Origin of the sequence: Actinotignum sanguinis, from assembly GCF_003957255.1 — a bacterium.
Lineage (GTDB): Bacteria > Actinomycetota > Actinomycetes > Actinomycetales > Actinomycetaceae > Actinotignum > Actinotignum sanguinis.
In genome coordinates this window covers 1-24360 of sequence record NZ_QDIE01000028.1, presented here as the reverse complement: position 1 = coordinate 24360, position 24360 = coordinate 1, and the positions used below count along the sequence as shown (strand labels likewise).

The 24360-nt window shown below is 60.1% G+C and carries 22 protein-coding genes; 8 read left to right on the top strand and 14 right to left on the bottom strand.

All coding sequences use genetic code 11. The features are described from left to right. Both DDD64_RS08945 and DDD64_RS07070 read left to right on the top strand, forming a co-directional pair. The coding region (locus DDD64_RS08945) for a hypothetical protein (RefSeq protein WP_206435358.1) at positions 1-229 on the top strand (229 nt) is incomplete at its 5' end. Positions 230-471: 242 nt separating this feature from the next. Next, the gene (locus DDD64_RS07070; protein WP_126135690.1) at positions 472-660 is read left to right on the top strand and encodes a helix-turn-helix domain-containing transcriptional regulator; all 189 of its coding nucleotides are present in this window, start codon (positions 472-474) and stop codon (positions 658-660) included. Here the strand turns inward: DDD64_RS07070 and DDD64_RS09110 are convergent. Further along, positions 632-2335: an alpha/beta hydrolase gene (locus DDD64_RS09110; protein WP_126135689.1), complete on the bottom strand. Its 1704-nt coding sequence runs from the start codon at positions 2333-2335 to the stop codon at positions 632-634. The genes DDD64_RS07070 and DDD64_RS09110 overlap by 29 nt on opposite strands. 12 nt (positions 2336-2347) lie before the next feature. Next, positions 2348-3085, bottom strand: a complete 738-nt coding sequence (locus DDD64_RS07060) for an ArsR/SmtB family transcription factor (protein WP_164545957.1) — start codon at positions 3083-3085, stop codon at positions 2348-2350. A 127-nt stretch (positions 3086-3212) separates the two neighbouring features. Here DDD64_RS07060 and DDD64_RS07055 point away from each other — a divergent pair, with 127 nt between their 5' ends. Then, complete coding sequence (locus DDD64_RS07055; protein ID WP_126135687.1) at positions 3213-4616, top strand: MFS transporter; 1404 nt, start codon at positions 3213-3215, stop codon at positions 4614-4616. 43 nt (positions 4617-4659) lie between these two features. Here DDD64_RS07055 and DDD64_RS07050 read toward each other — a convergent pair whose 3' ends face one another. Then, complete coding sequence (locus DDD64_RS07050; RefSeq protein ID WP_407706486.1) at positions 4660-6174, bottom strand: alpha/beta hydrolase domain-containing protein; 1515 nt, start codon at positions 6172-6174, stop codon at positions 4660-4662. 119 nt (positions 6175-6293) lie between these two features. Then, complete coding sequence (locus DDD64_RS09200) at positions 6294-7169, bottom strand: helix-turn-helix transcriptional regulator (RefSeq protein ID WP_126135685.1); 876 nt, start codon at positions 7167-7169, stop codon at positions 6294-6296. A 297-nt stretch (positions 7170-7466) separates the two neighbouring features. Between DDD64_RS09200 and DDD64_RS07040 the strand changes: the two genes are divergently transcribed. Continuing rightward, positions 7467-8825 (top strand): MFS transporter, encoded by a 1359-nt coding sequence (locus DDD64_RS07040; protein WP_164545956.1) that lies wholly within the window; start codon positions 7467-7469, stop codon positions 8823-8825. A 152-nt stretch (positions 8826-8977) separates the two neighbouring features. On the opposite strand, the gene DDD64_RS07035 is transcribed toward DDD64_RS07040, so the two are convergent. From DDD64_RS07035 to DDD64_RS07000, 8 genes are all read right to left on the bottom strand, one after another. Next, positions 8978-9481: a hypothetical protein gene (locus DDD64_RS07035; protein WP_126135683.1), complete on the bottom strand. Its 504-nt coding sequence runs from the start codon at positions 9479-9481 to the stop codon at positions 8978-8980. 144 nt (positions 9482-9625) lie between these two features. Continuing rightward, on the bottom strand, positions 9626-10123 hold the full coding sequence (locus DDD64_RS07030; RefSeq protein WP_126135682.1) for a hypothetical protein: 498 nt from the start codon (positions 10121-10123) through the stop codon (positions 9626-9628). Continuing rightward, the gene (locus DDD64_RS07025) at positions 10116-10571 is read right to left on the bottom strand and encodes a flavodoxin (RefSeq protein WP_126135681.1); all 456 of its coding nucleotides are present in this window, start codon (positions 10569-10571) and stop codon (positions 10116-10118) included. Before DDD64_RS07025 ends, DDD64_RS07030 begins: the two co-directional genes overlap by 8 nt. A gap of 44 nt (positions 10572-10615) precedes the next feature. Continuing rightward, positions 10616-11425, bottom strand: a complete 810-nt coding sequence (locus DDD64_RS07020) for a DeoR/GlpR family DNA-binding transcription regulator (protein ID WP_126135680.1) — start codon at positions 11423-11425, stop codon at positions 10616-10618. A gap of 296 nt (positions 11426-11721) precedes the next feature. Beyond that, positions 11722-12825: a 4-hydroxythreonine-4-phosphate dehydrogenase PdxA gene (pdxA, locus tag DDD64_RS07015; RefSeq protein WP_126135679.1), complete on the bottom strand. Its 1104-nt coding sequence runs from the start codon at positions 12823-12825 to the stop codon at positions 11722-11724. Continuing rightward, positions 12822-14210 carry a four-carbon acid sugar kinase family protein gene (locus DDD64_RS07010; RefSeq protein ID WP_126135678.1) on the bottom strand — a complete coding sequence of 463 codons (1389 nt, stop codon included), beginning with the start codon at positions 14208-14210 and terminating at the stop codon, positions 12822-12824. Before DDD64_RS07010 ends, pdxA begins: the two co-directional genes overlap by 4 nt. Positions 14211-14212: 2 nt before the next feature. Beyond that, on the bottom strand, positions 14213-15556 hold the full coding sequence (locus DDD64_RS07005) for an MFS transporter (RefSeq protein WP_126135677.1): 1344 nt from the start codon (positions 15554-15556) through the stop codon (positions 14213-14215). Between the two features lie 334 nt (positions 15557-15890). Further along, positions 15891-16355, bottom strand: coding sequence for an NAD(P)-dependent oxidoreductase (locus DDD64_RS07000; protein WP_126135676.1), 465 nt, complete (start codon positions 16353-16355; stop codon positions 15891-15893). A 279-nt stretch (positions 16356-16634) separates the two neighbouring features. Here DDD64_RS07000 and DDD64_RS06995 point away from each other — a divergent pair, with 279 nt between their 5' ends. The 4 genes from DDD64_RS06995 (at position 16635) to DDD64_RS06980 (ending at position 23119) form a co-directional block, all read left to right on the top strand. Further along, positions 16635-17363, top strand: coding sequence for a sugar O-acetyltransferase (locus DDD64_RS06995; RefSeq protein ID WP_126135675.1), 729 nt, complete (start codon positions 16635-16637; stop codon positions 17361-17363). A gap of 32 nt (positions 17364-17395) precedes the next feature. Continuing rightward, complete coding sequence (locus DDD64_RS06990) at positions 17396-19024, top strand: formate--tetrahydrofolate ligase (protein ID WP_126135674.1); 1629 nt, start codon at positions 17396-17398, stop codon at positions 19022-19024. A gap of 104 nt (positions 19025-19128) precedes the next feature. Next, entirely contained in the window at positions 19129-21864 is a 2736-nt protein-coding gene (gene ppdK / locus DDD64_RS06985; protein WP_126135673.1) for a pyruvate, phosphate dikinase, read from the top strand. Positions 21865-22066: 202 nt separating this feature from the next. After that, positions 22067-23119 carry a hypothetical protein gene (locus DDD64_RS06980; protein ID WP_126135672.1) on the top strand — a complete coding sequence of 351 codons (1053 nt, stop codon included), beginning with the start codon at positions 22067-22069 and terminating at the stop codon, positions 23117-23119. On the opposite strand, the gene DDD64_RS06975 is transcribed toward DDD64_RS06980, so the two are convergent. After that, the gene (locus tag DDD64_RS06975) at positions 23037-23741 is read right to left on the bottom strand and encodes a hypothetical protein (RefSeq protein ID WP_126135671.1); all 705 of its coding nucleotides are present in this window, start codon (positions 23739-23741) and stop codon (positions 23037-23039) included. The genes DDD64_RS06980 and DDD64_RS06975 overlap by 83 nt on opposite strands. Before the next feature lie 450 nt (positions 23742-24191). Further along, positions 24192-24359, bottom strand: coding sequence for an IS3 family transposase (locus tag DDD64_RS09195; RefSeq protein ID WP_164545869.1), 168 nt, complete (start codon positions 24357-24359; stop codon positions 24192-24194). Position 24360 lies beyond the last annotated feature (1 nt).

Genomic DNA, 24360 nt, shown 5'->3' with positions numbered 1-24360 from the left:
CCACCGTGGCTGGTCTGAGTCTCACCTGCTCACCGCCCTGGATTACTGGCTTTATTCCAGGTCGATCAACACGCAGCCGATGTCTGATTTCGTGTCAAACACGATCCAACCAAGGAAGGAACCGGTTAGTACGCCTAGTGATAAGCCCGTCGAGATTGATACCCATATCGATACCGAACACCCCTGGGAAGACGGTCTAAACATCCGTAAAGGCCAGATCGGACGTTAACGACACGCCGCCATTAGCAACTAATTTTGTCTATTAACCCGACGGGGGAGCAGTCGCAACGATTGCTCCCCCGTAAACCCTAAATGTCCGGAAATATAACGGCCCAGGATGCAAGGCTCTATGCTGGAAGCAGTGGAATGAACCGCTCGGTGAGTAGCCTAAAAATTCTGAAGTGACGTATCAATATCGAATAATCCGGAAATTCCGGATAGTTGCCGGAAGCCACCACAAAGGAGGGAATTATGGCAGTAAAAATAACCAGGTGGGATGCTAGTGACTACCTGGAAACATGGGAAGATATTGCGGCTTATCTCCGCGCGGTGCTAGAAGATGGCGATCCCTCGCTACTGCAAAGGGCCCTCAAGGATATTGTGAAATCCCCGGCCTTCAGAGAGATTGCGCCTAACGCCCAGCAAACGCAGCCGCAATAAATTCACTCATCCGTGCGCGCACCTGTTCCCATGCCTTCGTGCCGGGAGAACACAGCATCGCGTGGAACGTCCCCGGATACATATGAAGCTCCACGGCCGCGCCGGCATCCATAAGATTGCGCGCCCAGTCCAGCCCCTCGTCGCGCAGCGGGTCCACCGGATTGACTACAAGCAACATGGGCAAGCCGGAATATGGTCCGCTACCTGCGGAAATCGGCTCGGCCCGGTACCCGGAATCGCCAACGTACGCGTTCCACGCCGCGGCCGCGGCCTCCCGCGTCCACACGGGGCCGTCGCGATAGGTTCGATAGGAGAGCGTATCGAGGCGCGGGCTCACGCAAGGCTCTAGGGCGACGACGCCGCACAAGCCCGCCAGTTCCTCTGGCTGCGCGAAGCGCAGCACCTGATCGGCCAAGCCGGCCCCGGCCGAATCTCCGAAAATCAGCACGGGTGCACCCGGGAAAACCCGCGTAATATAAGCGAGCGCAGCCCGGCAGTCGTCCACCGCTGCCGGGAAAGGATGCTCGGGTGCCAGCCGGTAATCGGGAACCACCACGGTGGCCTCGGCCAGCTGGGCGATCTCAGCATTGCGGGCGTCGTCGTAGCGGGCGCGGCCCGCAACGTAACCGCCGCCATGCAAAGACAGCACCACGCGGGGCTGCGGCGGCGTCGTGCTATCGGGGTGGAAAATACGCAGCTCCAGGCCGTTCTCCACCACAACCTCGCGGCGGATACCCGCGGGCAGTTCCGGTTCGGCACCCAGCAGCGCTTCGCCTTCCGCGCGCATCGCCGGAGTATCCCAGGTGGTTTGCTCGGGCACACCCGCGAGCAAAGGCGTGAGCTGCGGATCGAGGTAAGGCTGCGGGCGCTTCTGCGCCTTCGCGCACTCGGCAAGGAAGGGGTCCACCGCGGCGTAGAAAGCGCTCTCCTGGTCGCGGCGGACCGTATGGGTGGAGTGCGGGATGACCACCCCGCGCAGGTGCGGATTGTGATGCTCAGCCAGTGCCTCGATGCCGGTGGCGCCGAAGAGCACATCGTCGCCGTCGCCGGTCACGAGGAGAGTGGGCATGCTTAACTGGCCGAGCACCGCGCGCCCGGGGCGGCCCACCACGCCGGTGGCAATGAAATCGAGGTCCACCTCGGTCTTACCCTGTGCCCAGCCGGCGTATTCGGAGGGGGTCCAGGTGGTATACGATTCGCGCAATGACGCGATAGCTTCAGGTAGATACTCGCGCACGCGCTCCTGGGTTTTGCCAAGATCTTCGGCGGCCTCGCGGTAGGTACGGGCCTGCTCCGGGGTGAGGAGTGCGGGGTCTTCAAGCACCAAACCCGCGATGAGCGCCGGGTGAGCTGCGGCAATATGCGCGGCGACCGCACCGCCTAGGGAGTGCCCCATGAGGAGGATCTGGCGTGCGGGAGTGCCGGCCGCGGCGCGCACCACCACATCGGTTGCGCTGGCAACGAGAGCGGTGTAGGGGTCGGCCAGGTCATCCTTGGCGAAACGGGCCGAGAGTCCGTGGCCGAGCAGATCGCAGAGCACCACGCGATAATCGCGCCCGTAATGCGCGGCGAGGCTGTGTAGCGAGGCGGCGCAATCTGTCACCCCGTGAAAAGCAACGATGGTGCCCTCGATGGGAGCCCCGGAAACTGAATACGATAACGCGGAATGCCTCATTGCGCTCCTTTGCTAGCGGGTACTTGCGTGCGTGTTGTGGCCAGGGCTGCGCGGGATAATAGCCTGGAGTGTCACAAAGGGAGTGGCGTTTTCGGGTGTGGCTTTCTCGGAAGGGTCAGAAGAGTTATTCGGGCGGGTTGCCGCGCCCGCCTCATTATCCACCCGATATTCCTCCACGAGTTCATACATTTTCTTGGAAAGATCGGCGGCCTGCTCACGTGTGAGAAGGACTTCCGCCGGGTGCAAACTGGTGAACAGCGGCCGCTCCTCCGGGTGGTTAGTGCGGGCGGTCATGGCGGCCAGCCACAGTGAGGTGGCCCATTCCAGAATCGCGGTGCCGGCCGCGGTCACGCTTTTGGAATACTCCGAATTGGGCAGGCTGGAATCGGTGGCCATGCGCGGGGAAGTGAGGGTCCACACCCGATCACGCTTATCGCGCGCCCGGGTCGGATCCTCGCGAATCAGCCCACCGCGGGCCAAAATTCGCAGGTGATAGCTCATAGAATTGGCGGGAAGCTCCAGTTCCTCAGCCAAATCCGCGGCGCGCGCGTGGCCTAGCCGGCTGAGAGTGTGGAGCAGGCTCAAGCGGACCGGGTGAGATAGGGCCCGCAGCTGCTCCCGGTTGAGGCGAGCCACCGTTTCCGGGGTGGTGGTTCCCGCGGTGGTGCCCGCGGTGGGCGCGCTGCCCGAATCGGCGCTGGTCATTTCGGGAGTGTCACGTGATTCGGCAGTGCTGTCAGAAGAAGCCATAGAATCATTGTAGCTGGAACAACGGACTTGCCCACATACGCAACAAATGTTGCGCAATAATTCTTGCGTAATTATAGTGGGAGGTGGAGGCCGAGGTATTCGGCTCATCAGCACGTAAGGAGACCTCATGTCAGGTACGGACAATGGGACAGTTATAGCAACGGAACAGGTGACCGCATCAGAGCGTGAACCTGCCACCATCTGGGCATCCCGTGAATACCGGGCCTGGTTTACCGGCGATCTGCTCCAGGATCTGGGCGCGGGGATCGCGATGTTCGCCTTCCCGCTGGTCTGCCTGGCGGTGACCGGTTCGCCTGTACACGCCGGAACGGTGGGATTCTTCCAAGGCGTAGGTACGTTGCTGGGTACTCTTCCCGGCGGGGTATTGGCCGACCGCCATAACCGGCGTACCCTCCGCTTGGTCTCGTCTGGCCTAGGGGTGCTCGCGCAGGTTGCGCTGGTAGCGCTGTTGCTCAGTGGCACCGCGAACGTGCTCAATCTTGCCGTTCTTGCTTTCCTCGACCGCCTGCGTAACTCCCTGCTCTCCCCGGCCTCAAATTCCATGCTCAAACAGGTGGTTCCCGGGCGACTTCTTCCCAACGCCGTGGCTGCGAATCAGGGGCGCGACGCCGCGGTCACCCTCGCCACCGGCCCGGCCGGCGGAGCGCTTCTTGCCATCCACCTCTACGTCCCCGCTCTCGCGCAAATCGTCGGGCAGCTGGCGAGCATGGGGGCTACGCTCCTCATGCGCGGGGATTACCGGCCCGGGCGTTCCGGCGGCGCTGAGTGCTCCAGCAGTGCCGGGTGTTCCAGCAGTGCCAGGTGTCCTGAGAACTCGGACAACTCTGCGCGCCCTGTTCGTACCGGCCGTATCTCCCGCGCGCTCGCGGAATTCAACGAGTCACTACGGTGGATGTGGGAACGCGCCGTGGTCCGAGTGCTTCTTATCTGCGCCTGCCTGCTCAACCTGGGGTGGGCAGGCATGATGATGAGCGTGACCCTCGGCCTCGCCGACCGCGGGGTGGAGCCGGCGCTCATTGGCCTGCTCGCCACCGCGCTCGGGTGCGGGGCGCTTGCCGGGGCGGTGGTTGCCGCGCGTCTCGTTGCGCGGGTTCCCTCCGGAATTCTCATCATCGCCGGATTCCTCATGTGCGCCGGCGTCGTCGCCATTGTTCCTTTCCTTCCCGGTTTGGGGTGGATCGGCGCGATGTACGCATTAATGGGCCTGATTATCCCCGCCGTCAATGCCGCGGTGATGGGCCTGGTCACCCTCATGACGCCCAATGAGATGATGGGCCGCGTGGGTTCGGTCAGCCAGTTCTTCGCCTCCGGAGCCGCGGCTTTCGCCCCCGCGCTGGCCGGCTGGGGGATTGGGATGATCGGATGGGAACTCACCCAAATCTCCTTCGCGATTCCCACCGCGCTCGCGGCCGTGCTCATGCTGACCTCCCGGCAGGTGAGGCGCGTGCCAGCCTCGCCCTACTGGGAGAGCTACCTGGAAGAATCCGGCGCCCTGAACGCGCGGGATTAACGGCGACGCCGCGGCGCTTTCCGCCCTGGCAACCCGGGCGCTGCTACCGACCTTGCGGTGAACTCAGGGGAGCCGGTGCGCCTTCCACCGCGCGTTCCCACAGCTCGCGTTCCACGGCGTGGAGCAAGCGGCGGCCCACAGGCTCAAGATAACCCGCCTTTTCCAGCGCGTCATCGACTTCATCGCAGGCGGCCCGGTAGTCCTCCAAAGAAGCGAAACGCTTGAGAATCGACTCGCGCGGATGCAAGGTCATGAGGCCGTACACGGGATTAGAGGGTTCCCCGGGAAGGAAGTTTGCAATTGGATGAGCCACAATGCCCAGTTCAACGCCGCCTGAGAGTAGTCCAGCACTTTCTTTAATCCACTGGTCGCCATCGGCATTAAACCAGGTAGAAGGCGCAGCCGGCACCCCTTCCGCAGCCCACTTCTCCACCGCGGCCATGGACCCGGTAATAATGGGTTCAATGGGAAGCGCACTGAGGGATTCGAGGAACGCGGTATCCATCTGGCGTGGGCGCCGCTTCGCCTTCACAACTTCCGAATTTTGTGGGATAACACGCGAACGGGCATCCGAATGTGGTGAACGCTTCACATGCCAATGCCGGCGCAACGGTCCGTCCCCTAGGCGGAAAGATTCGGGACCAGCGCCGAAGAGGCTCACATCAGCCTCCGAGGAGGTGCTGATAATCGGAACATCAAGTTGGGCGGGCTCAACGAGGTAGGGGACAAAGGCTGCTTGTTTCTCCCCAGTCCCAGGCGCATCAAGATCTACGCCGCTCAGCATTTGCGGCGGGATCCCGGACTTGTGCTGGTTAATAGCTTTGACAAACACAGATCCGACCCCGGGAGCATAACCGTCATAGGTAGGTGCATCGTCGGCTAGCCGTAACAGATTGTGGAAGTAGGTGAGATACGTATTGGTATACACCGAGGATTGGGACTGGCCGATAAGGAAGACGTGCTCTAGGCTCACAGGGCTGTTCGAGGATCGTAGCCACGCGGACACCTGCGCGATCACATCCCAGGCCAGGCCCTCTTCGCACTCGTCAAGCTGCATAAAAGGATTCCATCCCGGCTTTGCCGCATCGATCTGGCGCGGCTTTCCGCCCCAGCTGAGCTGCCTGTAACGCTCCGGATCGAAAGTTTGCAAGGCGGAGATCTGGATGGGTTTGGCCGTCACGGCAACATAGGTGTGCCGCTTGTCCATAAGGTAGTCCCAGGCCCGCCTCCAATCGTCTTCGATGTCGTATCCCTGCGAGGCATTCAAAATAGATACCCATGCGGTCGGTGAACTTTCCTTAGCTGGGCGCCGCACCAGTACGCGGGTACAGTATGGAATTCCCTCTTTTTCGACGATTATGCGGGTGTCTTCCTCCGGAGTGAAACCATAAACGTTTGCGGTACCGGAAAGGAAATACTCCTCCTCAACGTATCCGTACGAGGCTAAATCTAGTGGTTCGCGTGCGAACCGCATTGCAGAAAAGGGATAGCTCTCATTGTTGACTGCAATTGGGCCTGTGGCAGCGGGAACTGGTACTAACAATGTCGGTGCGTTCATCATTTCTCCCTCGAAATAATCTCCTGTGCGGTTAAGTGCCAGCCTAGAGTCCAAACGTTGAATTAGCTTGTCCCATTGGGGTGAAAACGCCTTCCAGTAGCTGTTAGGGACTAGTCTCTCTACGAGTTCGATAGCATTCCATAGCGTTCCGCTGTGTCAAGAAGCTCCACTACATTGTGTGCTCCGAGTTTTCGCATGAGGGTGCGGCGATGGCTGCGCACCGTATTGATAGATACATGCAGAGCGTAGGCTGCTTCGGAATTAGTAAGTCCCAATGCTACTTGCGTTAATACCTCCCTTTCGCGGGGCGTAAGCGCAGGTGCGTGTCTCGATTCGGTTCGCGGTGGCGTACTTTCAGGGGCCGAATTCTCAGGTGTGTCCGCGGTGAGCTGAGTGGGGGTGGTAAGAAGTACATCCCATACCTCCGCTAAACCGTCAGAATTGAGAATAGTTGCGTGAGGTGCGGTGCGCAGAAGTAACGCCGCAAGGGTGGAAAGCTGGGAAATGCGCAACCGATCTGTTGTCGAAAAAGCTCCGGCTCGCGAGTGGGATTCCAGCCAGATAGTTCCCTCTAATTCTTCCCCGATGATGCAGGGCTGAATAACCGCGGACGTGTGAGTGGCTGCGGAAGCTGAGTGAAATAGCGGTCGGGTTCGTTCGTAGGCAAGCGAAGAATCATCCGGGAAGGAATACAGGCGAGCTACCTCGGCCGGAGTACGGGCCCAGTACTGTTCGCGGCATTCAAGAGTTCTTCCGAATGGTGAATCAGCTTCCACCAGGAGAGTCGAATTATAATGGCGTAGACCGTATACACCCAGTACCGCAAAGATATTCTGGCGTGGCAAGAATACGTGGAAAGAAATGTAGTCTGAATTAGGTGCCACATCCGCAAGTAAGGCAACGAAATAGCGTGCGATGGCCCGCCGGTCATCGGCTGCGTGGAGCGCCTGAATTGCATCCGTCAAACGCTGTGAGAATTGTAGGTTTGTTCGCATTCCGCCCCGCCATTCGCTACACGGATTTTTGAGTATTACTTCCGGTAATTACGGACTAGTCTACTCGTCTGATGGTATGAAGAGAGAGCGTGTAATTCACTCGCAGTGACGAGGTTTTAATCACCATGCTCTCAGTACGCTAGCGGATGGACGTAAGGGAACGCCCACGATTTACCGCATATAACGGATGCAATGCAGCTCCGTTGCGCGAAAGGATAACCAATGACGGACCCACACACGACATCAGGTGCTGCACCGGCATCGTCGCCGAAGAGCGGTCTCGCATCGAATGTAACCATGAAGGCCTCAAGCGAGGAAGTGAACGTAGAAAAATCTGCCAAGAAAGCCGCAAAATCTGGCTTTTGGGGCGCTCTTGCCGAATACTATGACTTCGGCCTGTACGGAACCGCATCCGCAGTCATCTTCCCTACCGTTTTCTTCGGTGGCGGAGATAATCCGACCTTAGCGAATATCGCCTCGCTTGCCTCTTTTGGAGTTGCGTATCTTGCCCGACCTCTCGGCGCCATCGTGCTCGGCCATCTCGGCGATACTTGGGGAAGGAAGAAGACGCTCCTCCTCACACTCGGGTTAATGGGATTTGCCACTCTCGTTATCGGATTCTTGCCGTCCTACGACTCGATTGGTCCTACTGCCGGCATTATTTTGATTGCGATGCGACTCATCCAGGGCTTCTCCGCGGGTGGTGAGCAAGCCGGATCCACAGCAATGACCTCAGAGTTAGCCCCGCCCGAGAAACGCGGTCGCCTCGTTGCTTTCACCATGCACGGACTTCTTATCGGTCAGCTCCTTGGTATTGCCGCTTTTATCCCTGTGTCAGGGAATGAGTCCTTCCTTCTTGACTGGGGCTGGCGAATCCCTTACTTCGTTGCGATTCCGCTTGTGCTCTACGCGCTGTGGGTACGGACGAAGGCAGATGAACCCCGTGATGTTTACGAGGCACTTGCCCGCCAGCAGGGCAAAACCACGCAATCCTCGGCAACAAAAACTGCCGGAAAAAATAAGGGGAGCCTCGGTGACCTCTTCAAGAATCATTGGCGCCAAGTCATTCGTGTTATGGCGATGGGACAGTTCGCGATCACCGGCGTTTTGCTCACGAACTACATGCTCAACTACGGCACGACCTACTGGGGTTGGGAACGTTCAACCCTGCTGACTCTAGCCACCGTATCGATGGTTATCGGTGTTCCAGTTCAGCCGCTGTGGGCAGCGCTCTCGGATAAGATCGGCCGCCGGCCGGTGTACCTCATCTCGATGTTCAGCCTCGTGGCACTGTTCCCAGTTATCTTCTGGGCAATTCAGATCAAGAGCGTGCCACTGCTTGTCGTTTTGCTCTTCATTATCGGGTTGGTATCCACCGGCGGAAACGTTGTTCAGGCGCCGATGTACAGCGAGATGTTCCCAACCCGCCTGCGGATGACGGGCTATGCCGTCTCCACGCAGCTGGGCAATATCATCGTAGGGTTCACCCCGATGATTGCGGCCATTATCGTTCGGCCGGGTAGCTTCGGTTGGTGGCCGGTACTGACCTTCACCACCATCATGATGGGTCTAGGAATTCTGGCGTGCCTGTCCACGCCGGAAACCATGGGCAAGGTTATTACCGACGATCTTGAACAAGAAGTAACCGGAGCCTAATTAACGCGTTATTTCCGAACAGGTACCGCCGCCCTGGGTGAAACCGGGGCGGCGGTACCTGCTTTCGTTTTGGTTCGCGCCGTGGCGGCATGCGGTTTCCGTGCCGTCCCTTATTGAAAACGACGACGCTGCGCCTGCGCCCCGCGAGCCCCCTAGCGGTTCTTGGCGTATTCTTCGTGCGCCGCATATCCGGCCAGGAGCGTGCTTTCGGGAATCATCTTGAGAACCGGGCCCATGAGGAAGTCGGCTTTGCTGTCCCGTGTTTTACCCGAACCGGCTGGCGATAAATCCCATTCCACTGTGGAATCTCCTGATTCTTCAGCTTCCGCAGTCGGTTGAGCGGCAACTGCTTCACACATCTTCTTGCGAAGTTCGGTATCAACAGTGAACGAATCTTCGTATACCTCGGTCAGCCGGGTATCTTTCCCTCCGGCAGAGAAGGTGAGTGTTGCAGCGTCATCTTTCTCGAAGGAAACCGTCCAGGAAAACCCTTCGGGTGCAGGTACCCCAAGCTGGGACACCGTAACAGTGCCGGTACATTTTGCTATCTGTTCTGGCGAGGCTTGCCCTTGTGAGGAGCAGGAACTCATTGCCAAGGCAATACCGATACTCACGAGTGCGGCACCGCTGCGTGTGAACGTGGAGAAGTTAACCATGGGATCCTCTTTTCTCTACCTTGAGGAGCTGGGGTGGGCATGGGCCTGTGAGATATTAACGCCCTCCAGGTAAATCACCGCTACCCAATCTGGAGTTTAGCTGAATAAAGATTCTCGCGTGAAGAGATTGATGCAGCGGTTCCGCTAGCGGTTCTTGGCGTATTCCACATATGCCTCATTCGCGGCCCACAGACGTTCCGCGGTGACCATGAGCATGACCGGCTCCATGAGCGCAGTTGCTTCCACGTCACTGGTTTTCCCGGAGCCTGCGGGCGGTAGATCCCAGATGGCGGTTGCTCCGCCCGGCAGGGTTTCGACTTCTTTTGTCATCGCAGCCTGCACGCACATCTCCTTCCGCAGGTGCGGATCAACCGGGAAAGATTCCCGATAAACCTCCTTCAGGTCCGTACCGTCACCGGGAACGCTATAGCTCAAGGTAGCGGTATCCCCTTCCGCAAACTCAACCGTCCAGGAAACCCCATAGGGGCCGGGCAGGTTGAGATGGGAAAGCGTCACCGTTCCAGTGCAAGCTCCCAGTTCCTCGAAAGAGGGATGCGATTCCCGGGCACATGCCGCGAGGGCTCCGAGGGCGCAGAGCGTTCCGATAAGCGCAGCGACGGCACCCGTGGGTCTACTACGCATCGGCCCAGGAACGAATATCTTCTTCGGTTAGGCCATCATGGAAACGTAATCCGTGCGTCCACGCAATCTGAGGGAAAGCGGAGCGTAGATATTCCTCCGCCGCGCCCATCGGCGAGCTCCCGGAGGTGCAGAAGGGGTGCACCCGCGCGTTTCCTAAATCGTGTGAGCTTAAGAAGCTATCCACCACTTTCGGCGGGATGCCCCACCAGATCGGGAAGCCAAGGAACACCTCCGTTGCGCCGCCAAAATCGACCGGTTCTGCGAGTTCCGGGGCGGGGAGCTTTCCATGCTGTTCCAGGTTTGCCCGGCTATTCTCGACTCGCCAATCTAAATCCGCATAGGTATACGGCTGAGCTGCTTCTATCCGCACCACATCGACGCCAACAATGCTCTGCAAGCGCTGTGCTGCTTTCTTGGTAATCCCAGTTTCAGAAAAGTAAATAATCATCTTTCCTCCTGCCGGTCACCTTCGTCCCGTGAAACACTGACAATCTACACCTTAGCGAGCAGAATCTCCTCAGCTCCTGAGCGTTGCAGGCGGCGCAGCATCTCGGCATCAGCATCGGTATCTGTAATCAGCGTCCAACGCTTAGGGAAAGGCGACCAGTAGGGATAAGGGCGGTTATGTAGTTTCGCCGCATCCGCCATCACGTACACCTGGGAAGCGTGGGCCATCATCTGGGTCTTGAGGCGCGCTTGCTCGTAGCTCAGGGATCCGATACCTCGCTCCGGTGAAATCTGTACCGCACCCATAAAGGCATAATTGCCATGCATAGATTCGAGCATTTTTTCTGCGTCGACTCCGGTAATTGAGTCGTGTGCGATATCGAGGGTTCCACCGAGCACCACCACCGTCACCTTGTCCTGGAGTGCCAAGGCGTTAATCGGGCGGATCCCGTTGGTAATCACAGTGATGCGGCGGGTGTTATCGAGAGCGAAGGAGAGCTGTTCGGCGGTAGTTCCCGCATCTAAGATCACAAGGGAATCATCCGCGATCAGCGCCGCGGCCCGTTTCGCAATCGCTTTTTTACGTGCCAAATTCGTGGGCGTAATCCCGCCCAGATGAAGAAATTCCGGATGAGCGGAGACTGCACCCCCGTAAGTACGGGCTAGCTCCCCGCTGGTTTCAAGCTCGCTCAAATCCCGACGGATGGTCGCGAGGGAAACACCGAAATGCCTAGCAAGTTCCTCATTGCGTAGCGGTGCGCTTCCACCTGCTAGCAGTTCTAAAATACGGGCGCGGCGCTCAACTACTTTGCGGTTCTGGGCGCGGCGGGCGCGCGGCTCTTCCGTTGCGGTCATCGGTGTTCTTTCACCTCGTTGCTAACTGCGTGACTCTCAGCTCCGATTGGGCCTAGCGGACATCTTGGCCTGCGAATCTGAGTGACATCGCTCATTTTAGTCCGCGGTGACGTGTACGTGAAGGACGCACGGCCCGGGATACCGTGGGGTTTGCTCGCGCACGTGCGGCGTCGTGTCCATGCATGCCAGAAGGCCGCGCCCCACCTGAGTGGAAACGCGGCCCTCCCGAATAGTGCGTAGCCAGAATTCACTGCGCGGCCGGCACTCGCCACGCGGTGAAATTGGTACGCACGGCCTTAGGCCCGCGCGGCCCGACGCGCTTCGCCGTCGAGCTTACGCAGCGCAAATTCCGCACATACCCGGGTAGCTTCCACCATGGAACCGGTATTAGCGACACCCTCGCCGGCGATATCGTAAGCGGTGCCGTGATCAACGGAGGAGCGCATAAACGGCAGTCCGAGGGTCAGGGTGATGGCCTTCTCGAAGTCGAGAGTCTTGCAGGCAATATGACCCTGGTCATGATAGAGGGAAAGGATCGCATCGTGGCGCCCATCCAGCGAGAAAGCGAAAATTGAATCGCCAGGGAAGGGGCCGCGGGCACGAATGCCCTCAGCGCGGGCAGCAGCCACTGCCGGCTCTAACTCCTCAATTTCCTCACGGCCAAACATTCCGTTATCGCCGTTATGCGGGTTGAGTCCTGCCACCGCGATGGAAGGATTATCGAAACCGATGCGCTCGAATTCCTCGTGGATATTCCGCAGGAAATCAAGCACGTGCTCCTTGGTCACGAAATCTACCGCATCGCGCAGCGACACGTGCCGCGACAGGAAGAAGACCCGCAGCTTATGCACGTGGAACATCGTGAGCGCGTACTTGGAGTGGGTGAGATTCTGGAAGATCTCGGTCTGGCCCGGGTAGCGCACCCCGGCTTCCATCATCCCTTCCTTATGGGTCGGTGCGGTGGACACCGCGTGCAGCCGGCCTTGGTTGCCCAGCTCGATAGCCTTCTCCAAATAGGAATAAGCCTGTAGCTGGGCTTCGCGTTGAATCTTCCCGAACTCAATATCCGCGTCCGAATGCACCCCGGTATCGAGGAGGTCCACGGTACCGAACTCAAACTTCGCTTCTTCCGGCTCCGAAATCTCGTTGATCACCAGTTCCTTACCGGCCATTTTCGCGGCTCGTTCCAAAGCTTTGCGATTACCGATGACGAAGGGGCGGGCGCACTCGTACACGCTGGGATCGCAGACGGTTCCCACCACGATTTCCGGGCCGACCCCGGCAGGGTCCCCGAGGGTAATCGCGGTTATGGGCCGGCGATCCTTGCGGGCTTGCTCGGCCAGGGCACGTGCGTGCTCGCTGGGCTCGGGGGACTCAACGGTTTGTGCTGCGGGTGTCATGAGACGGTCCTTTCATCAAAGAGTCGGTTGACGATACGAAGTGCGGTGTGTTCAGTTCCGGTGAGTCCGCCTTTACCCACCATGGGAAGGCCATTGAAGGGACCTCCCACAATTCTCCCTTGATCCGATTGCGGAATTACGTAGTCTTCCAGTGCGATACCGCTCGCTTCGATAGCGTGGCAGGTATTAACTAGCGTGTCACCTCCGGTGGCATACATGCCTGCGAGCTGATCACCGAGGATATCCATAACATCGCGGGCAACCTCACCCAGGTGCTGCGCCAGATTGCGCGATCCCTGGCCAGCCGGCAAATCTTTCGCCGCTTCGATGCGATTGATATCAACGACCGTACCGCTCAACGTGGTATCGAGGGTAATAATAATGACCCGTACCTGCCCGGTTTGCTCACTGCCTGTTGCGGCGTCGTCGAGAATCTTTCGTGCCTGTGCCACAGCCTCTGCCCGAGCCTGCGCGTATTCGTTCCCACCTCCAATAAAAGGATCGTGGGGGAGGGTAATGGTATGGGTGCCGGGCACCTCTTGCATGTATTCCAGCTGCTGGCGGGTAGTCGCGGTTGCCGATCCCGCCACAATCACCACCGTGCCATGATCGCTTTCCCGAGATTCGGTGCGCAGGGGTGCTTTCGGGCTTTTCTCCTCGGTCCGGATCCCCTGGGCCAAGGCATATTCCGTGGTAAAGAGTCCCGGATCCACACAGAGCACCTTCCAGCCGAGCTCGCTGACCACCGCGGCAATATCCGCAACGTCTTCGCTCGATACTGAATCGCACAGGATATTACGAACGCCGTGGTCATACGAGTCTTGCATGGCGGCTCGGATAGCGTCGCGCCCCTCCACCACAGTATTCATGCAGATGAGGTCGACGGCGTCGCGCAGCTGTCCGGCCAACAACTTGGGAAGGTACGACTCTTTCACCGGGCTGAGAATATCGTTGGCCACGCCGGTTCGAGCTAGGAGTAGCGAATCGATAAGTGAATACCCTGCCACCACAATGCGCTTTGAGGGCGGCATGGCCGGCACGATTATCGCCACGTAATCCTCACCCAGCACATCACGCATGGCATCAATTTCGTAGCCGATACCTCCGCGCATTGTGGTATCGGTGCGTTTGGAGAATATCGTTGCCCCGCGCGCCACCAGATCGCGAGTGGCATTGCGTACTCGGGAGGCAGCCTCTTCAGGCGGGAGCCTGCGAGAATCGGTGGAGACAAGCAGTGCGTCAACGTCGTCGTAACTTAAGTTCGACGTGTCGCTGAGACTGACAATATTCTTGACCCCGCGCGCCGCCAATAACGCTCCCGTGGTGGTCGCGCCCGTGAGATCATCGGCGACCACTCCGGAGAGAATTTTCCTTTCGGCGCTCATTCTTAAGCTTCTTCCTTTCCGGCGCTCGCGGCCTGCGGCTTCGGCTCGCGCAGCGTCAGTAGAATAACGAAAGCGAGGAGCAGAACGACCACGAAGTAGGAGAAAGCCACGTTGTAGCTACCGGTGGCATCAAGCAGCATGCCCACGATAAGCGGGGCAAAGAATCCGCCCAGGTTGCCACCGGAGTTGATGATAGAAATCGCGAAGGGGTAGGTCTTTTCGGTGGAGTGGTTCATCGCGTAGGCGGTGAACATCGGCCAGCCCAGATTGAGGCAGAAACCGGTGAGGATCAGGGCGAGCGCCACCACGTACATATTATTGGGGACTACAAGGACGACGGCGAACATAATCGCTGTGAACAGAGCGGTCAGCAGCATTGTTGGCTTGCGCCGGCCCGCGAAGATGCGGTCGGAAACCCAGCCGCCGGTGAGCGCACCGATAATACCGCCTAGCGCCGGGCAGGCAGCCACCCAGCCCATGGCGAAGACATCGTAACCGCGCGCATCCACCAAGTAGGTGGGAATCCAGGTCAGCATTCCGTAAAGTACATTGTTCATGAAGAAGTACGCGAGGGTATCGCCCCAGATATCCCAGGAGCGCATAACATCGCCGTTGGTCTCCAGGCGCTTGACTTTCCGGTAGCGGATCAGCTTATCGACCTTGGGCATCCACGATGCTTCCTTGCGGTTGGTCTGGGTGACTACTTCTTCGGAGGCGATGTGGGCGAGCTCAGCCTTATTGACGCGGGAAGACTGGCGTGGATACGAGCGCACGAAAATATGCCAGACGATCGCCATGATCGCACCTGGAATCGCGAAGACCCAGAACACGTGCTGCCAGCCCATATTGTGGGCGAGGACCACCACGATAGGCGGGACCAGCATCGGCGCCAGCTGGGTGGAGGCAATATAGATACCGGTGGCAGTACCTTTTTCCCGTTTCGGGAACCAGTTATTAATCGTGGAAGTCATTCCTACCGGGGTGGGCCCTTCGGCCAGACCGAGCAGCAGACGCAGCACGATCAGGCCGATAGCTGTGGTGGTGAAGCCCATGAGGAAAGTGATGAGGGAGAAGCACAGCACCGCGAACGTCACCATATTGCGGGTGCCAAATTTGCCCATAATCAACCCGGCAGGGATCTGTGAAATCGCGTAACCAAGGAAGAACATCGAAGCAATAAGACCCTGTTGGGAATTGGTCATATGGAAGTCTTCTTTGATGAAGGGCAGCAGGGTGCCGATATTGGAACGGTCGGCCATACAAATAACGTAAGTGACGAAAATAATCGCCATGACTACCCAGCGATATCGGGTGGGCCGCTGGGCCATCTGCGGGGACGTAATCATGAAAAACTCCTGGAACACCGCGCGGGGTGCCGCGATCGCTTCCTTGCATCGCGAGTGGTACGGGCCTGCCGAATACACTACCGAAAGTGCCGTGCCCCCGGTCGGGGCGGGCGTGGCGCTCACGGACATTCGGAGGGCGCGCCTCCGCGCTCACCTATCGGAACATATATTTCGTTCGAAATATACGGATAGGCTAACTGAGATGATCGAACCGCGCAATAGAGTGGGAGTAAAATGCTCACACCGCGCAAAATAGGGCCGCACCAGAGAATCTCAGGCACGGCCCTTATATCCGATTGCGGAGGAGTGCTCCTTACTCCACTTTCTTCGCTCTCTACTTCTCACCCACCACGAGATGCTTGCGAATATGAGCGGTCAGCGGGCCGCGCTCGAGTTCGTCAATCACGCCCGCAGCCAGATCTGCGGAAGTAATCTCCGGGGAGATGTACGTCCACTTGGCGATGTGGGCATCCGCCAAAGCCGCCGGGATTTTCGCGTCTCCGCTATCGAGCACGATGAGCCGGGTCGGCAGCCCGGAAACCAACTCAATGAGGTGGTGTGCGGCGCGCTCGGGGAAGTCCTCCCCGGCATCTGCGCTGGGCGTGAGGGCATCTACCATGGCATCGAAGCCGGCAATATCCCCGCGTTCAATATCGAAAACATCGCGGCGTAGCGAGACCGGGGCCTCCGTTTCGTTTTCCGAGCGCGTCACGGCGATAACTTCGTGCCCGCGCGAAACTGCTTCCTGAGTGAGGAGCTTTCCGGCCGCGCCATTAGCTCCAATAATTGCAATGCGCATGATTCATCCTTTCTGATGTGGGGGCCGGCTGAGCGGCCCGCTGCTGGTGAGGTCTTATCAAGGCTGCTGCGGTGACGGGGCGCCTTGCCGCGTGGCGGAGTAATTCTCCAAGCGGTTCGGAGCCCGCCGCGTTGCGAGATGGCAGCATGCCAGCTGGGCCACGATGTCCAGCCGGCCACCGCCGGGGTAGAAAACCTGGGAAACGCACCACCGCATCCCTTCCGAAGGGCGAACAAGAGTTCACCATAGATGGTAGCCCAGATATGCCAGAATGAACCTATGACCGAATCGAATCAGCCCGTTCCGGAATCCTCGCCCGCGCCCGTCCAGCGCACCGCGCCCGTCCAGCGCACCGCGCCTGTCCAGCGCACCGCACCGCAGCCCTCGCCCACCTGGGAGCGCATGGTCGCCGGGAAAATGTATATCGCTGACGATCCTTATCTCGCCCACGTCCGCCGCGAGGGCCTCACTGTCCAGCACGAGCTGAATGCCACCAACCCTTCCGATAACGAAACGATCCGCACCATCGCCGCACGTTTCTTCGGTTCTTTCGACCCCAGCGCCACCGTGGTTCCGCCCGTCCACTGCGATTACGGCGCCAATGTTCACATCGGCCCGGAGGTCTTTATCAACTCCGGTGCGATTCTCCTCGACGTCGCCCCCATTACCCTGGGCCGCCGTGTCCTCATCGGCCCGCGCGTCACTATCACCACCGCCGGGCACCCGGTTCCTCCGCGCGTTCGCGCCGAAACTGACCTGGAATTCGGCACCGCCATCACCATTGGTGATAACGTGTGGATCGGTGCCTCCGCCACCATCGGCCCGGGCGTGACCATCGGTGAGAATTCGATTGTGGGCGCCGGCGCCGTCGTTATGCGTGATGTCCCCGCCAACTGCATTGTGGTTGGGGTTCCGGCCCGCGTGCTGCGATATTTTAACGACGACGACGAATCCCGCGGCCAAGCGCTCCGCGCCGCCTATGAAGAAGAGATGGGTCCGCTTGCCTAAGGGAGCGGGCAGGGCGGTATAAACTACAGCGTATGTCTATTGATCTTCCCCTTGTTGATACGGCGCTGGCGGCCGGGGTACCCGCCGATGCCGTTATCCCCTTCGGTCGGGACCGGGCGAAGATCGATTACCGCTGGGTTGAAAAGGTCGGTGCGCAGCCCGGCCGCCTCGTGCTCGTGACTGCCATGTCACCCACCCCTGCCGGGGAGGGGAAAACCACCACCTCCATTGGCCTGGCGGATGGCCTGCGCTACCTGGGTAAACGCGCGGTGCTGGCGCTGCGTGAACCTTCGCTCGGCCCGGTTTTCGGGCTCAAAGGCGGGGCGATCGGCGGGGGCCGAGCCACCCTCACTCCGGCCGCCTCCATTAACCTGCACTTCAACGGGGATTTCGCTGCGATTGCTGCCGCACATAACCTCCTAGCCGCTATGGCGGATAACGCGGTCTATTTCGATACCCACGATATTGACCCGGCTACGGTCAGCGTGCGCCGCGTTATCGATATGAATGACCGGGCCCTGCGGGCCATCCTCCTCAGTCCCAGCGGGCGCCTCGATAGCGCCGGCCCGGGCGCGGGCACCCGTTCCAATCCCGGTGCGCACGCCACCCGCGCCACCGGCTTCGATATTGTTCCCGCCAGTGAAGTTATGGCAGCGTTCTGCTTGGCGTCCTCTTTTGCGGATCTGCGCGAGCGCCTCAACGCCATGGAAGTGGCCCGCACCCGAGCTGGCGTACCCGTCACCGCGGCGGATCTGGGTGCCACCGGCGCCATGCTTGCCCTCCTGGCCGAAGCGTTCTGCCCGAACCTCGTTGCCACCCGGGAAGGCACCCCCGCGCTCGTGCACGGCGGGCCCTTCGCCAATATTGCGCACGGTTGCAATTCTGTGATGGCCACCCGCGCCGCGCTCGCGATGGGGGAGATCGCGGTAACGGAAGCCGGCTTCGGGGCTGACCTGGGGGCCGAAAAATTTATTGACATTATGTGCCGTACCTCCGGACTGCGCCCCGACGCGGCCGTTTTTGTGGTCACCTTGCGCGCCCTGCGCTACCACGGGGGTATCGCCAATGCCGCCCGGCATATTCATAATTTGCAGGCGGTGTGGGGGCAGTCCGTCGTCGTCGCCCTTAATCGTTTTGATACGGATACCGAAGCCGATATCGAAAAAGTGCGTACGCAATTCGAAGAATTAGGTGTGCCGGTGGCTGTCTCCGAGCATTTCGCGCGCGGCGGGGAAGGCGCGGCGCCCCTGGCCGAAGCGGTTCTGGGCGCGCTCGAAACGCCCTCCCGCACCCGTTTCACGTACCCGGATAGCGCGAGCCTCAGCGAGAAAATTACCGCGGTGGTGCGGCGCGTCTACGGGGGAGCGAGCGTCACCTTCGCGCAAGAAGCGCGTGAGCAGCTACGTGAGCTGGAAGAACGCAGCTACGGCAGCTATCCCGTCTGCATCGCGAAAACTCCGGCCTCCTTCACCACCGACCCGAAACGCCTGGGCGCTCCCAGCGATTTTGACGTGCCGGTACGCGATGTGCATCTCTCCGCGGGGGGCCGTTTCGTTGTGGTTATGGCGGGGAGCGTCATGCTCATGCCGGGCCTGCCCAAAGAACCATCCGCGCTGGCCATTGACGTGGACGCCGCCGGAAACGTGCGCGGCATTCACTAAAATTCCTCTCGATCACGCCGCCCCAAAGTGTTACCCTGGACACGTGAGCGGCGAAGGGGCCGCTCCGCGCACTTATGCGCGTGTGAACCCTCACGGAGGACGATATGACCAAGTTCGTATACGCATTTACCGAGGGCAACAAGGACATGAAGGACCTTCTCGGCGGCAAGGGAGCCAACCTGGCGGAGATGGTCCACATGGATTTGCCTGTCCCACCCGGTTTCACCATCACCACCGAAGCCTGCCGCTACTACCTGAGTAACGGGCAGGAACCCGAGGAACTCGAAGCGGAGGTGACGCGCCACCTGGAAGCCGTGGAAGAGCAGATGGGCAAGAAACTTGGCGATCCGGAGGATCCGCTGCTGCTCTCGGTGCGTTCAGGCGCGAAGTTCTCCATGCCGGGGATGATGGAAACCGTGCTCAATATTGGCCTCAATGACCAGTCCGTCAAGGGCCTCGCGGCGCAATCCGGCAACGAACGTTTCGCCTGGGATTCTTACCGGCGCCTCATCCAAATGTTCGCCCGCACCGTACTCGATATTGACGGGGATCTTTTCTCCGACGCCCTGCACGCCCTGCAAAAGGCGAAGGGCTACAGTGGCGATCTAGATATGACGACGGCGGACCTGCAAGAGCTGGTCGAACAATTCAAGGGAATCGTGCGGCGCGCCAGCGGGTATCCCTTCCCGCAGAACCCGCGCCGGCAAATGAACCTCGCGATCACCGCGGTATTCCGTTCCTGGAACACCGAGCGCGCCCGGATCTACCGCCGGCGCGAACATATCCCGGATGACCTGGGCACCGCCGTCAATATTTGCACGATGGTGTTCGGCAATATGGGGGAGAAATCCGGCACCGGGGTGGCGTTCACCCGCGATCCTTCCACCGGACACTCCGGGGTATACGGTGATTACCTTGTCAATGCCCAGGGTGAGGACGTGGTGGCCGGCATCCGTAACACCCTTTCCCTCAAGGACCTCGAGCAGCTAGATCCGGCTTCCTACACCGAGCTCATGGATATCATGAAGCGCCTGGAAAACCACTACCGGGACCTGTGCGATATTGAGTTCACCATCCAGGAAGGCAAACTGTGGATGCTGCAAACCCGCGTGGGTAAGCGCACCGCCGCCGCGGCCTTCCGGGTGGCTACCCAGCTGGTAGATGAGGGCCTTATTAGCGCGGAAGAAGCGATCACCCGCACGACCGGTGAACAGCTCACCTCGCTACTCTTCCCGCAATTCCAGCGCGATGCCCAGCGCACCCTCATCACGAAGGCCATGGCGGCCTCCCCGGGCGCGGCCGTGGGTGAAGTGGTCTTTAGTAACGAGCAGGCCCAGGCGCGTGCCGCCGAAGGTGCCAAGGTGATCCTGGTGCGCCGCGAAACCAACCCGGATGACCTGCCCGGCATGGTGGTGGCCGCCGGCGTGCTAACCGCGCGCGGCGGGAAAACCTCACATGCTGCGGTGGTGGCCCGCGGGATGGGCCGTACCTGCGTGGTGGGCGCGGAGGATCTCCTCGTGGAAGAAAAGGCCGGCACGGTCTTCATCAAGTCCACCGGGCAAACACTGCGCGCCGGGGATGTTATTTCCATTGACGGCACCACCGGGGAAGTGTTCTTCGGGGCTGTCCCGGTGGAGGATTCCCCGGTCATGATCTACGTATCCCAGGGCCTGGAGGCCGCGCTGGAAGCCGCCGGTGATGATAAGGACACCTGCGAATTGGTGCGTTCCGTGGATCGCATCCTCACTCAGGCGGATAAGTCTGCGCGCATGCACGTGCGGGCCAATGCGGATAATCCGGAAGACGCCGCGCGCGCTCGCGAATTCGGGGCGCAGGGCGTGGGGCTATGCCGCACCGAGCATATGTTCCTGGGTGAGCGGCGCGAGCTTATCGAGCACGTTATCCTCGCGGCTACCCCGGAATTGCAGGCCGCCGCACTCGGGGCGCTTATGCCGCTGCAACGCGGGGACTTCGAGGGTATTTTCGAGGCGATGGACGGACTACCGGTGGTGGTGCGCCTCATTGACCCGCCGCTGCACGAATTCCTCCCGGATATGACCAAGCTGGCGGTTGAGGTCGCCACGATGGAGGCGCGCGGCCAGCAGGTTCCCGAACACACCCGCACACTGCTGCGGGCGGCAACTGAACGCCACGAAGATAACCCCATGCTGGGCCTGCGCGGGGTGCGCCTGTCCATCCAGATCCCCGGCTTCGTGGATTTGCAGGTGCGGGCGGTGGCCGAGGCGGCGGTGGCCTGCCGCAAGCGCGGGTTGGATCCGCATCCGGAAATCATGATCCCGCTGATCGGTTCGGAGAAGGAATTCCGCCTGGTGGCGGACCGGGCCCGCAAGATCATTGCCGAGGTGGAACGCGAATCCGGCTACGACCTCGATATCGCGATCGGCAATATGATCGAGCTGCCGCGCGCGGCCATTATCGCGGAGAAGATCGCCGAGGATTCCGAATTCTTCTCCTTCGGCACCAATGATTTGACCCAGACCACGTGGGGCTTCTCGCGGGACGACGTCGAACACGAATTCATCCCGACCTATATGGCGGAAGGAATCTTCGACACCTCGCCTTTCGAGACCATCGACCGCGAAGGTGTGGGCGAGCTGGTGCGCATGGGTACCGAGCGCGGGCGGAAGGGTAATCCGAATCTCACCGTGGGTATCTGCGGTGAGCACGGCGGGGATCCCGCTTCGGTGCACTTCTTCGATTCCGTCGGTTTGGATTACGTGTCCTGCTCGCCGTTCCGGGTACCGGTGGCACGCCTGGAAGCCGGGCGCGCGGCCGTCATGGCCAAAGAGCATGAGTCCGGAGCCGGGGCGACGGCGTAGCTGCGGAACGGTAAGCTAGCTGCGCAAAAGCTAGCTAAACGCGGCTCGCGCTGCACGGTGGCCGGGCGGGAACGGAGCTCTGCACGGAGCTGGTTCCCGCCCGGCCGATTGGCGTTCGGTGCAGTCAATTCTCAGGTATCTCGCCTAGGATAGGCTTGAGTTGGCAGGTTCGTGCGGCAAACAGTATCGGAGATGGTATCTCGTGGGCGTTTTCTCATTACGTGGCGGGCAATTTCATCGCGCGGCGCCTCCTGCCGATCTGCCGGAAGGAACCCGTACCGCGGTTGCGGAAGCACTGCGCGCCCAGATTTCTGATTTCCTGGATTTCCCGGCCTTCCAGGTAGCGTGGACGCGCCCGGAAGGGGAACGCGGCACCGCTTCATTGGTCGCCTTGGATGCCACCGGGAACATTATTAGCGTGGATATTATTGATGTTCTCGACGGCGCAGCGCTCCTCGCGGCCCTCGCCCGTTCCGCGCAGCACGCCACTCTGGACCGCCGCGAAATTACCCGGCTTTTCCCGGGCGGGCCCCACGATTTTTCCTCCGCCTGGCAGGAGTTCACCGCGGTCAATCCGCCCATCCCGGAACCGGCCCCGCGCCTGAGCATTTTCGCTTTCGCCATCGAGCCGGATACCTATGATGCCGTGCGCGCTCTGGCCGGAGCCGGAGTGCAGGTCTGGCAGGTGACCATCCTGGAGCGGGCCACCGGGATTTTGCTTTCTGTGGATGAAATTCGCCTCCAGCGCGCTACCGCGCTCGGGCCCGCTGCCGGGGTGCCGCTTCTGGATGTGGCGCCGGAAGCGGAGGCGAGCGGAGCTGCTGAAGCGGCTGAAGCGGAGGCGAGCGAAGCGGCTGAAGTGGAGGCGAGCGAAAAAACCGCTGCGGTTGAAGTACCCGAGGAGCTTGAGGCGAAACCCGAACCTGCGGTAAAGGTAACCGAAACACCGGCAGCTGCCGAGCGGCCGCGGCGCCGGGGGAGCCGCGCTGCCCAGCCGGGTACCGAGAGCACGGCACGCAGCCGCAATATTTGGCAGGAAATCCGCGGCCGCCGGGCTGCGCATACCTTCGCTACGACCGCTACATCCGGGAGCAGCTCAGCGCACCATGCCTCCCACAGCTCAGCGGCAAGCCCTGCGCATACGGCCGCAGAAGGCTCCGCGCACCGCGCCGCTAATCCCGCCCTTCACGAGGGCTCTCAGCGGAGTGATCATCAGGCGGCTCCGCGGCGCCGGGCTCGGCGCGCGGCGGAATAAAGTTAACGCGGTGCGGCCGGAATTCGAAGCCACCCGGCTTTACCGTGATAATCGGACTGGTGTCCTCCGGTAAGCCAAGCCGCTTGCGGCGCTCCGCCGCACTGCGCCGAGCTTTCTCCTGCCGCTCTATGCGCAGTTCTATAGCTATGTCCTCAAGCGCTTTCTTGGCTGCCAGCGTGGCTCCTTTTTCCTCCGCTATGGTCAAGCCTGTTTTCCATTGCCGTATCCCGATCACCTCGATGATCGCGATAACAGTAGCCGCGCCACTGCAGATGAGTGCTTGGCGAGAGTCCAGCGTCAACACTAGCGTGACAAGGAAATAGGCCCCTGTGAAGAATGCAATCCGGCTCAGCGGGGCAATCCATCCGCCAGGGCTCGGGTGGTGCCAGCGACGTTGATGCCAGCGGTCGATGTGCGTTGAAAGGAATTCAACAGCCACGGTGCTGAGCACAACAATGAGCAGCAGCGCGAAAAAGTTCACCTGATGGGGGAGGAATAACCGGCTCAGCGCCAGCGTAATCACAATACCTATTGCGGTCAGCGTGCCCGCGATGAGATGCCCGCTCCATGACTGGCGGAAAGGAACTGGTGTCCAATCCGGATCCGGAGATACGTGAACCATAGTTATCCCTTCAATCGAGGCATGTACAAAGTGTACGTGGCTGGTCGGGGTCAAGCAGTTGTGAAAAGTCAGGGACTGTAACATACGTGAATGTGATGGTCGTGGCTTCATGTTGATCATCGCCAAGACAGTTGGTCGGTCACTAACATCGCCAGGCGTGTTCGTAAGATGAAACGACGCCCCAAGCACGGGCTTAGCGACGTCGCCCCAGGCCTCGTGCCTCCTGCCGACTTACCTCGCCGCCCGGCGCGCCGGCGGGGAAGGTGGGTTTTTCCGGGATGTACTTCGCATGTACGACAATCGCAGTACAGCTATGAAAACAGATACCCTCTCCCCGGAGGCCGGTGTGATTATTGAAGTTCGTGAGGCCCATGAGGCACTCGCGGGAAGGCAGCCGTGTCTGCCAGATATCAAAGTGCAACGGCAGCTACGTTAGGGGCTGCGGACTGTTTATTGGACATTATTGCTTAAAACCGTTTGACGGTGCTCCGTGATAGTTAAACCATCGAACTTCAAGGTAATACGCTTCTGGTTATAAAAGAGCATATACTCGTCTATCGCCTCGCATAACTCATCAGTTGTAGCCCACTTCTTCCCGTAATAAATCTCGGTTTTCATC

What these genes read in the sequence shown, in the direction of transcription:
- DDD64_RS07070 (WP_126135690.1), top strand. Translation starts at nt 472, where the DNA reads ATGGCAGTAAAAATAACCAGGTGGGATGCTAGTGACTACCTGGAAACA.
- DDD64_RS09110 (WP_126135689.1), bottom strand. Translation starts at nt 2,335, where the DNA reads ATGAGGCATTCCGCGTTATCGTATTCAGTTTCCGGGGCTCCCATCGAG.
- DDD64_RS07060 (WP_164545957.1), bottom strand. Translation starts at nt 3,085, where the DNA reads ATGGCTTCTTCTGACAGCACTGCCGAATCACGTGACACTCCCGAAATG.
- DDD64_RS07055 (WP_126135687.1), top strand. Translation starts at nt 3,213, where the DNA reads ATGTCAGGTACGGACAATGGGACAGTTATAGCAACGGAACAGGTGACC.
- DDD64_RS07050 (WP_407706486.1), bottom strand. Translation starts at nt 6,174, where the DNA reads ATGAACGCACCGACATTGTTAGTACCAGTTCCCGCTGCCACAGGCCCA.
- DDD64_RS09200 (WP_126135685.1), bottom strand. Translation starts at nt 7,169, where the DNA reads ATGCGAACAAACCTACAATTCTCACAGCGTTTGACGGATGCAATTCAG.
- DDD64_RS07040 (WP_164545956.1), top strand. Translation starts at nt 7,467, where the DNA reads ATGAAGGCCTCAAGCGAGGAAGTGAACGTAGAAAAATCTGCCAAGAAA.
- DDD64_RS07035 (WP_126135683.1), bottom strand. Translation starts at nt 9,481, where the DNA reads ATGGTTAACTTCTCCACGTTCACACGCAGCGGTGCCGCACTCGTGAGT.
- DDD64_RS07030 (WP_126135682.1), bottom strand. Translation starts at nt 10,123, where the DNA reads ATGCGTAGTAGACCCACGGGTGCCGTCGCTGCGCTTATCGGAACGCTC.
- DDD64_RS07025 (WP_126135681.1), bottom strand. Translation starts at nt 10,571, where the DNA reads ATGATTATTTACTTTTCTGAAACTGGGATTACCAAGAAAGCAGCACAG.
- DDD64_RS07020 (WP_126135680.1), bottom strand. Translation starts at nt 11,425, where the DNA reads ATGACCGCAACGGAAGAGCCGCGCGCCCGCCGCGCCCAGAACCGCAAA.
- pdxA (WP_126135679.1), bottom strand. Translation starts at nt 12,825, where the DNA reads ATGACACCCGCAGCACAAACCGTTGAGTCCCCCGAGCCCAGCGAGCAC.
- DDD64_RS07010 (WP_126135678.1), bottom strand. Translation starts at nt 14,210, where the DNA reads ATGAGCGCCGAAAGGAAAATTCTCTCCGGAGTGGTCGCCGATGATCTC.
- DDD64_RS07005 (WP_126135677.1), bottom strand. Translation starts at nt 15,556, where the DNA reads ATGATTACGTCCCCGCAGATGGCCCAGCGGCCCACCCGATATCGCTGG.
- DDD64_RS07000 (WP_126135676.1), bottom strand. Translation starts at nt 16,355, where the DNA reads ATGCGCATTGCAATTATTGGAGCTAATGGCGCGGCCGGAAAGCTCCTC.
- DDD64_RS06995 (WP_126135675.1), top strand. Translation starts at nt 16,635, where the DNA reads ATGACCGAATCGAATCAGCCCGTTCCGGAATCCTCGCCCGCGCCCGTC.
- DDD64_RS06990 (WP_126135674.1), top strand. Translation starts at nt 17,396, where the DNA reads ATGTCTATTGATCTTCCCCTTGTTGATACGGCGCTGGCGGCCGGGGTA.
- ppdK (WP_126135673.1), top strand. Translation starts at nt 19,129, where the DNA reads ATGACCAAGTTCGTATACGCATTTACCGAGGGCAACAAGGACATGAAG.
- DDD64_RS06975 (WP_126135671.1), bottom strand. Translation starts at nt 23,741, where the DNA reads ATGGTTCACGTATCTCCGGATCCGGATTGGACACCAGTTCCTTTCCGC.
- DDD64_RS09195 (WP_164545869.1), bottom strand. Translation starts at nt 24,359, where the DNA reads ATGAAAACCGAGATTTATTACGGGAAGAAGTGGGCTACAACTGATGAG.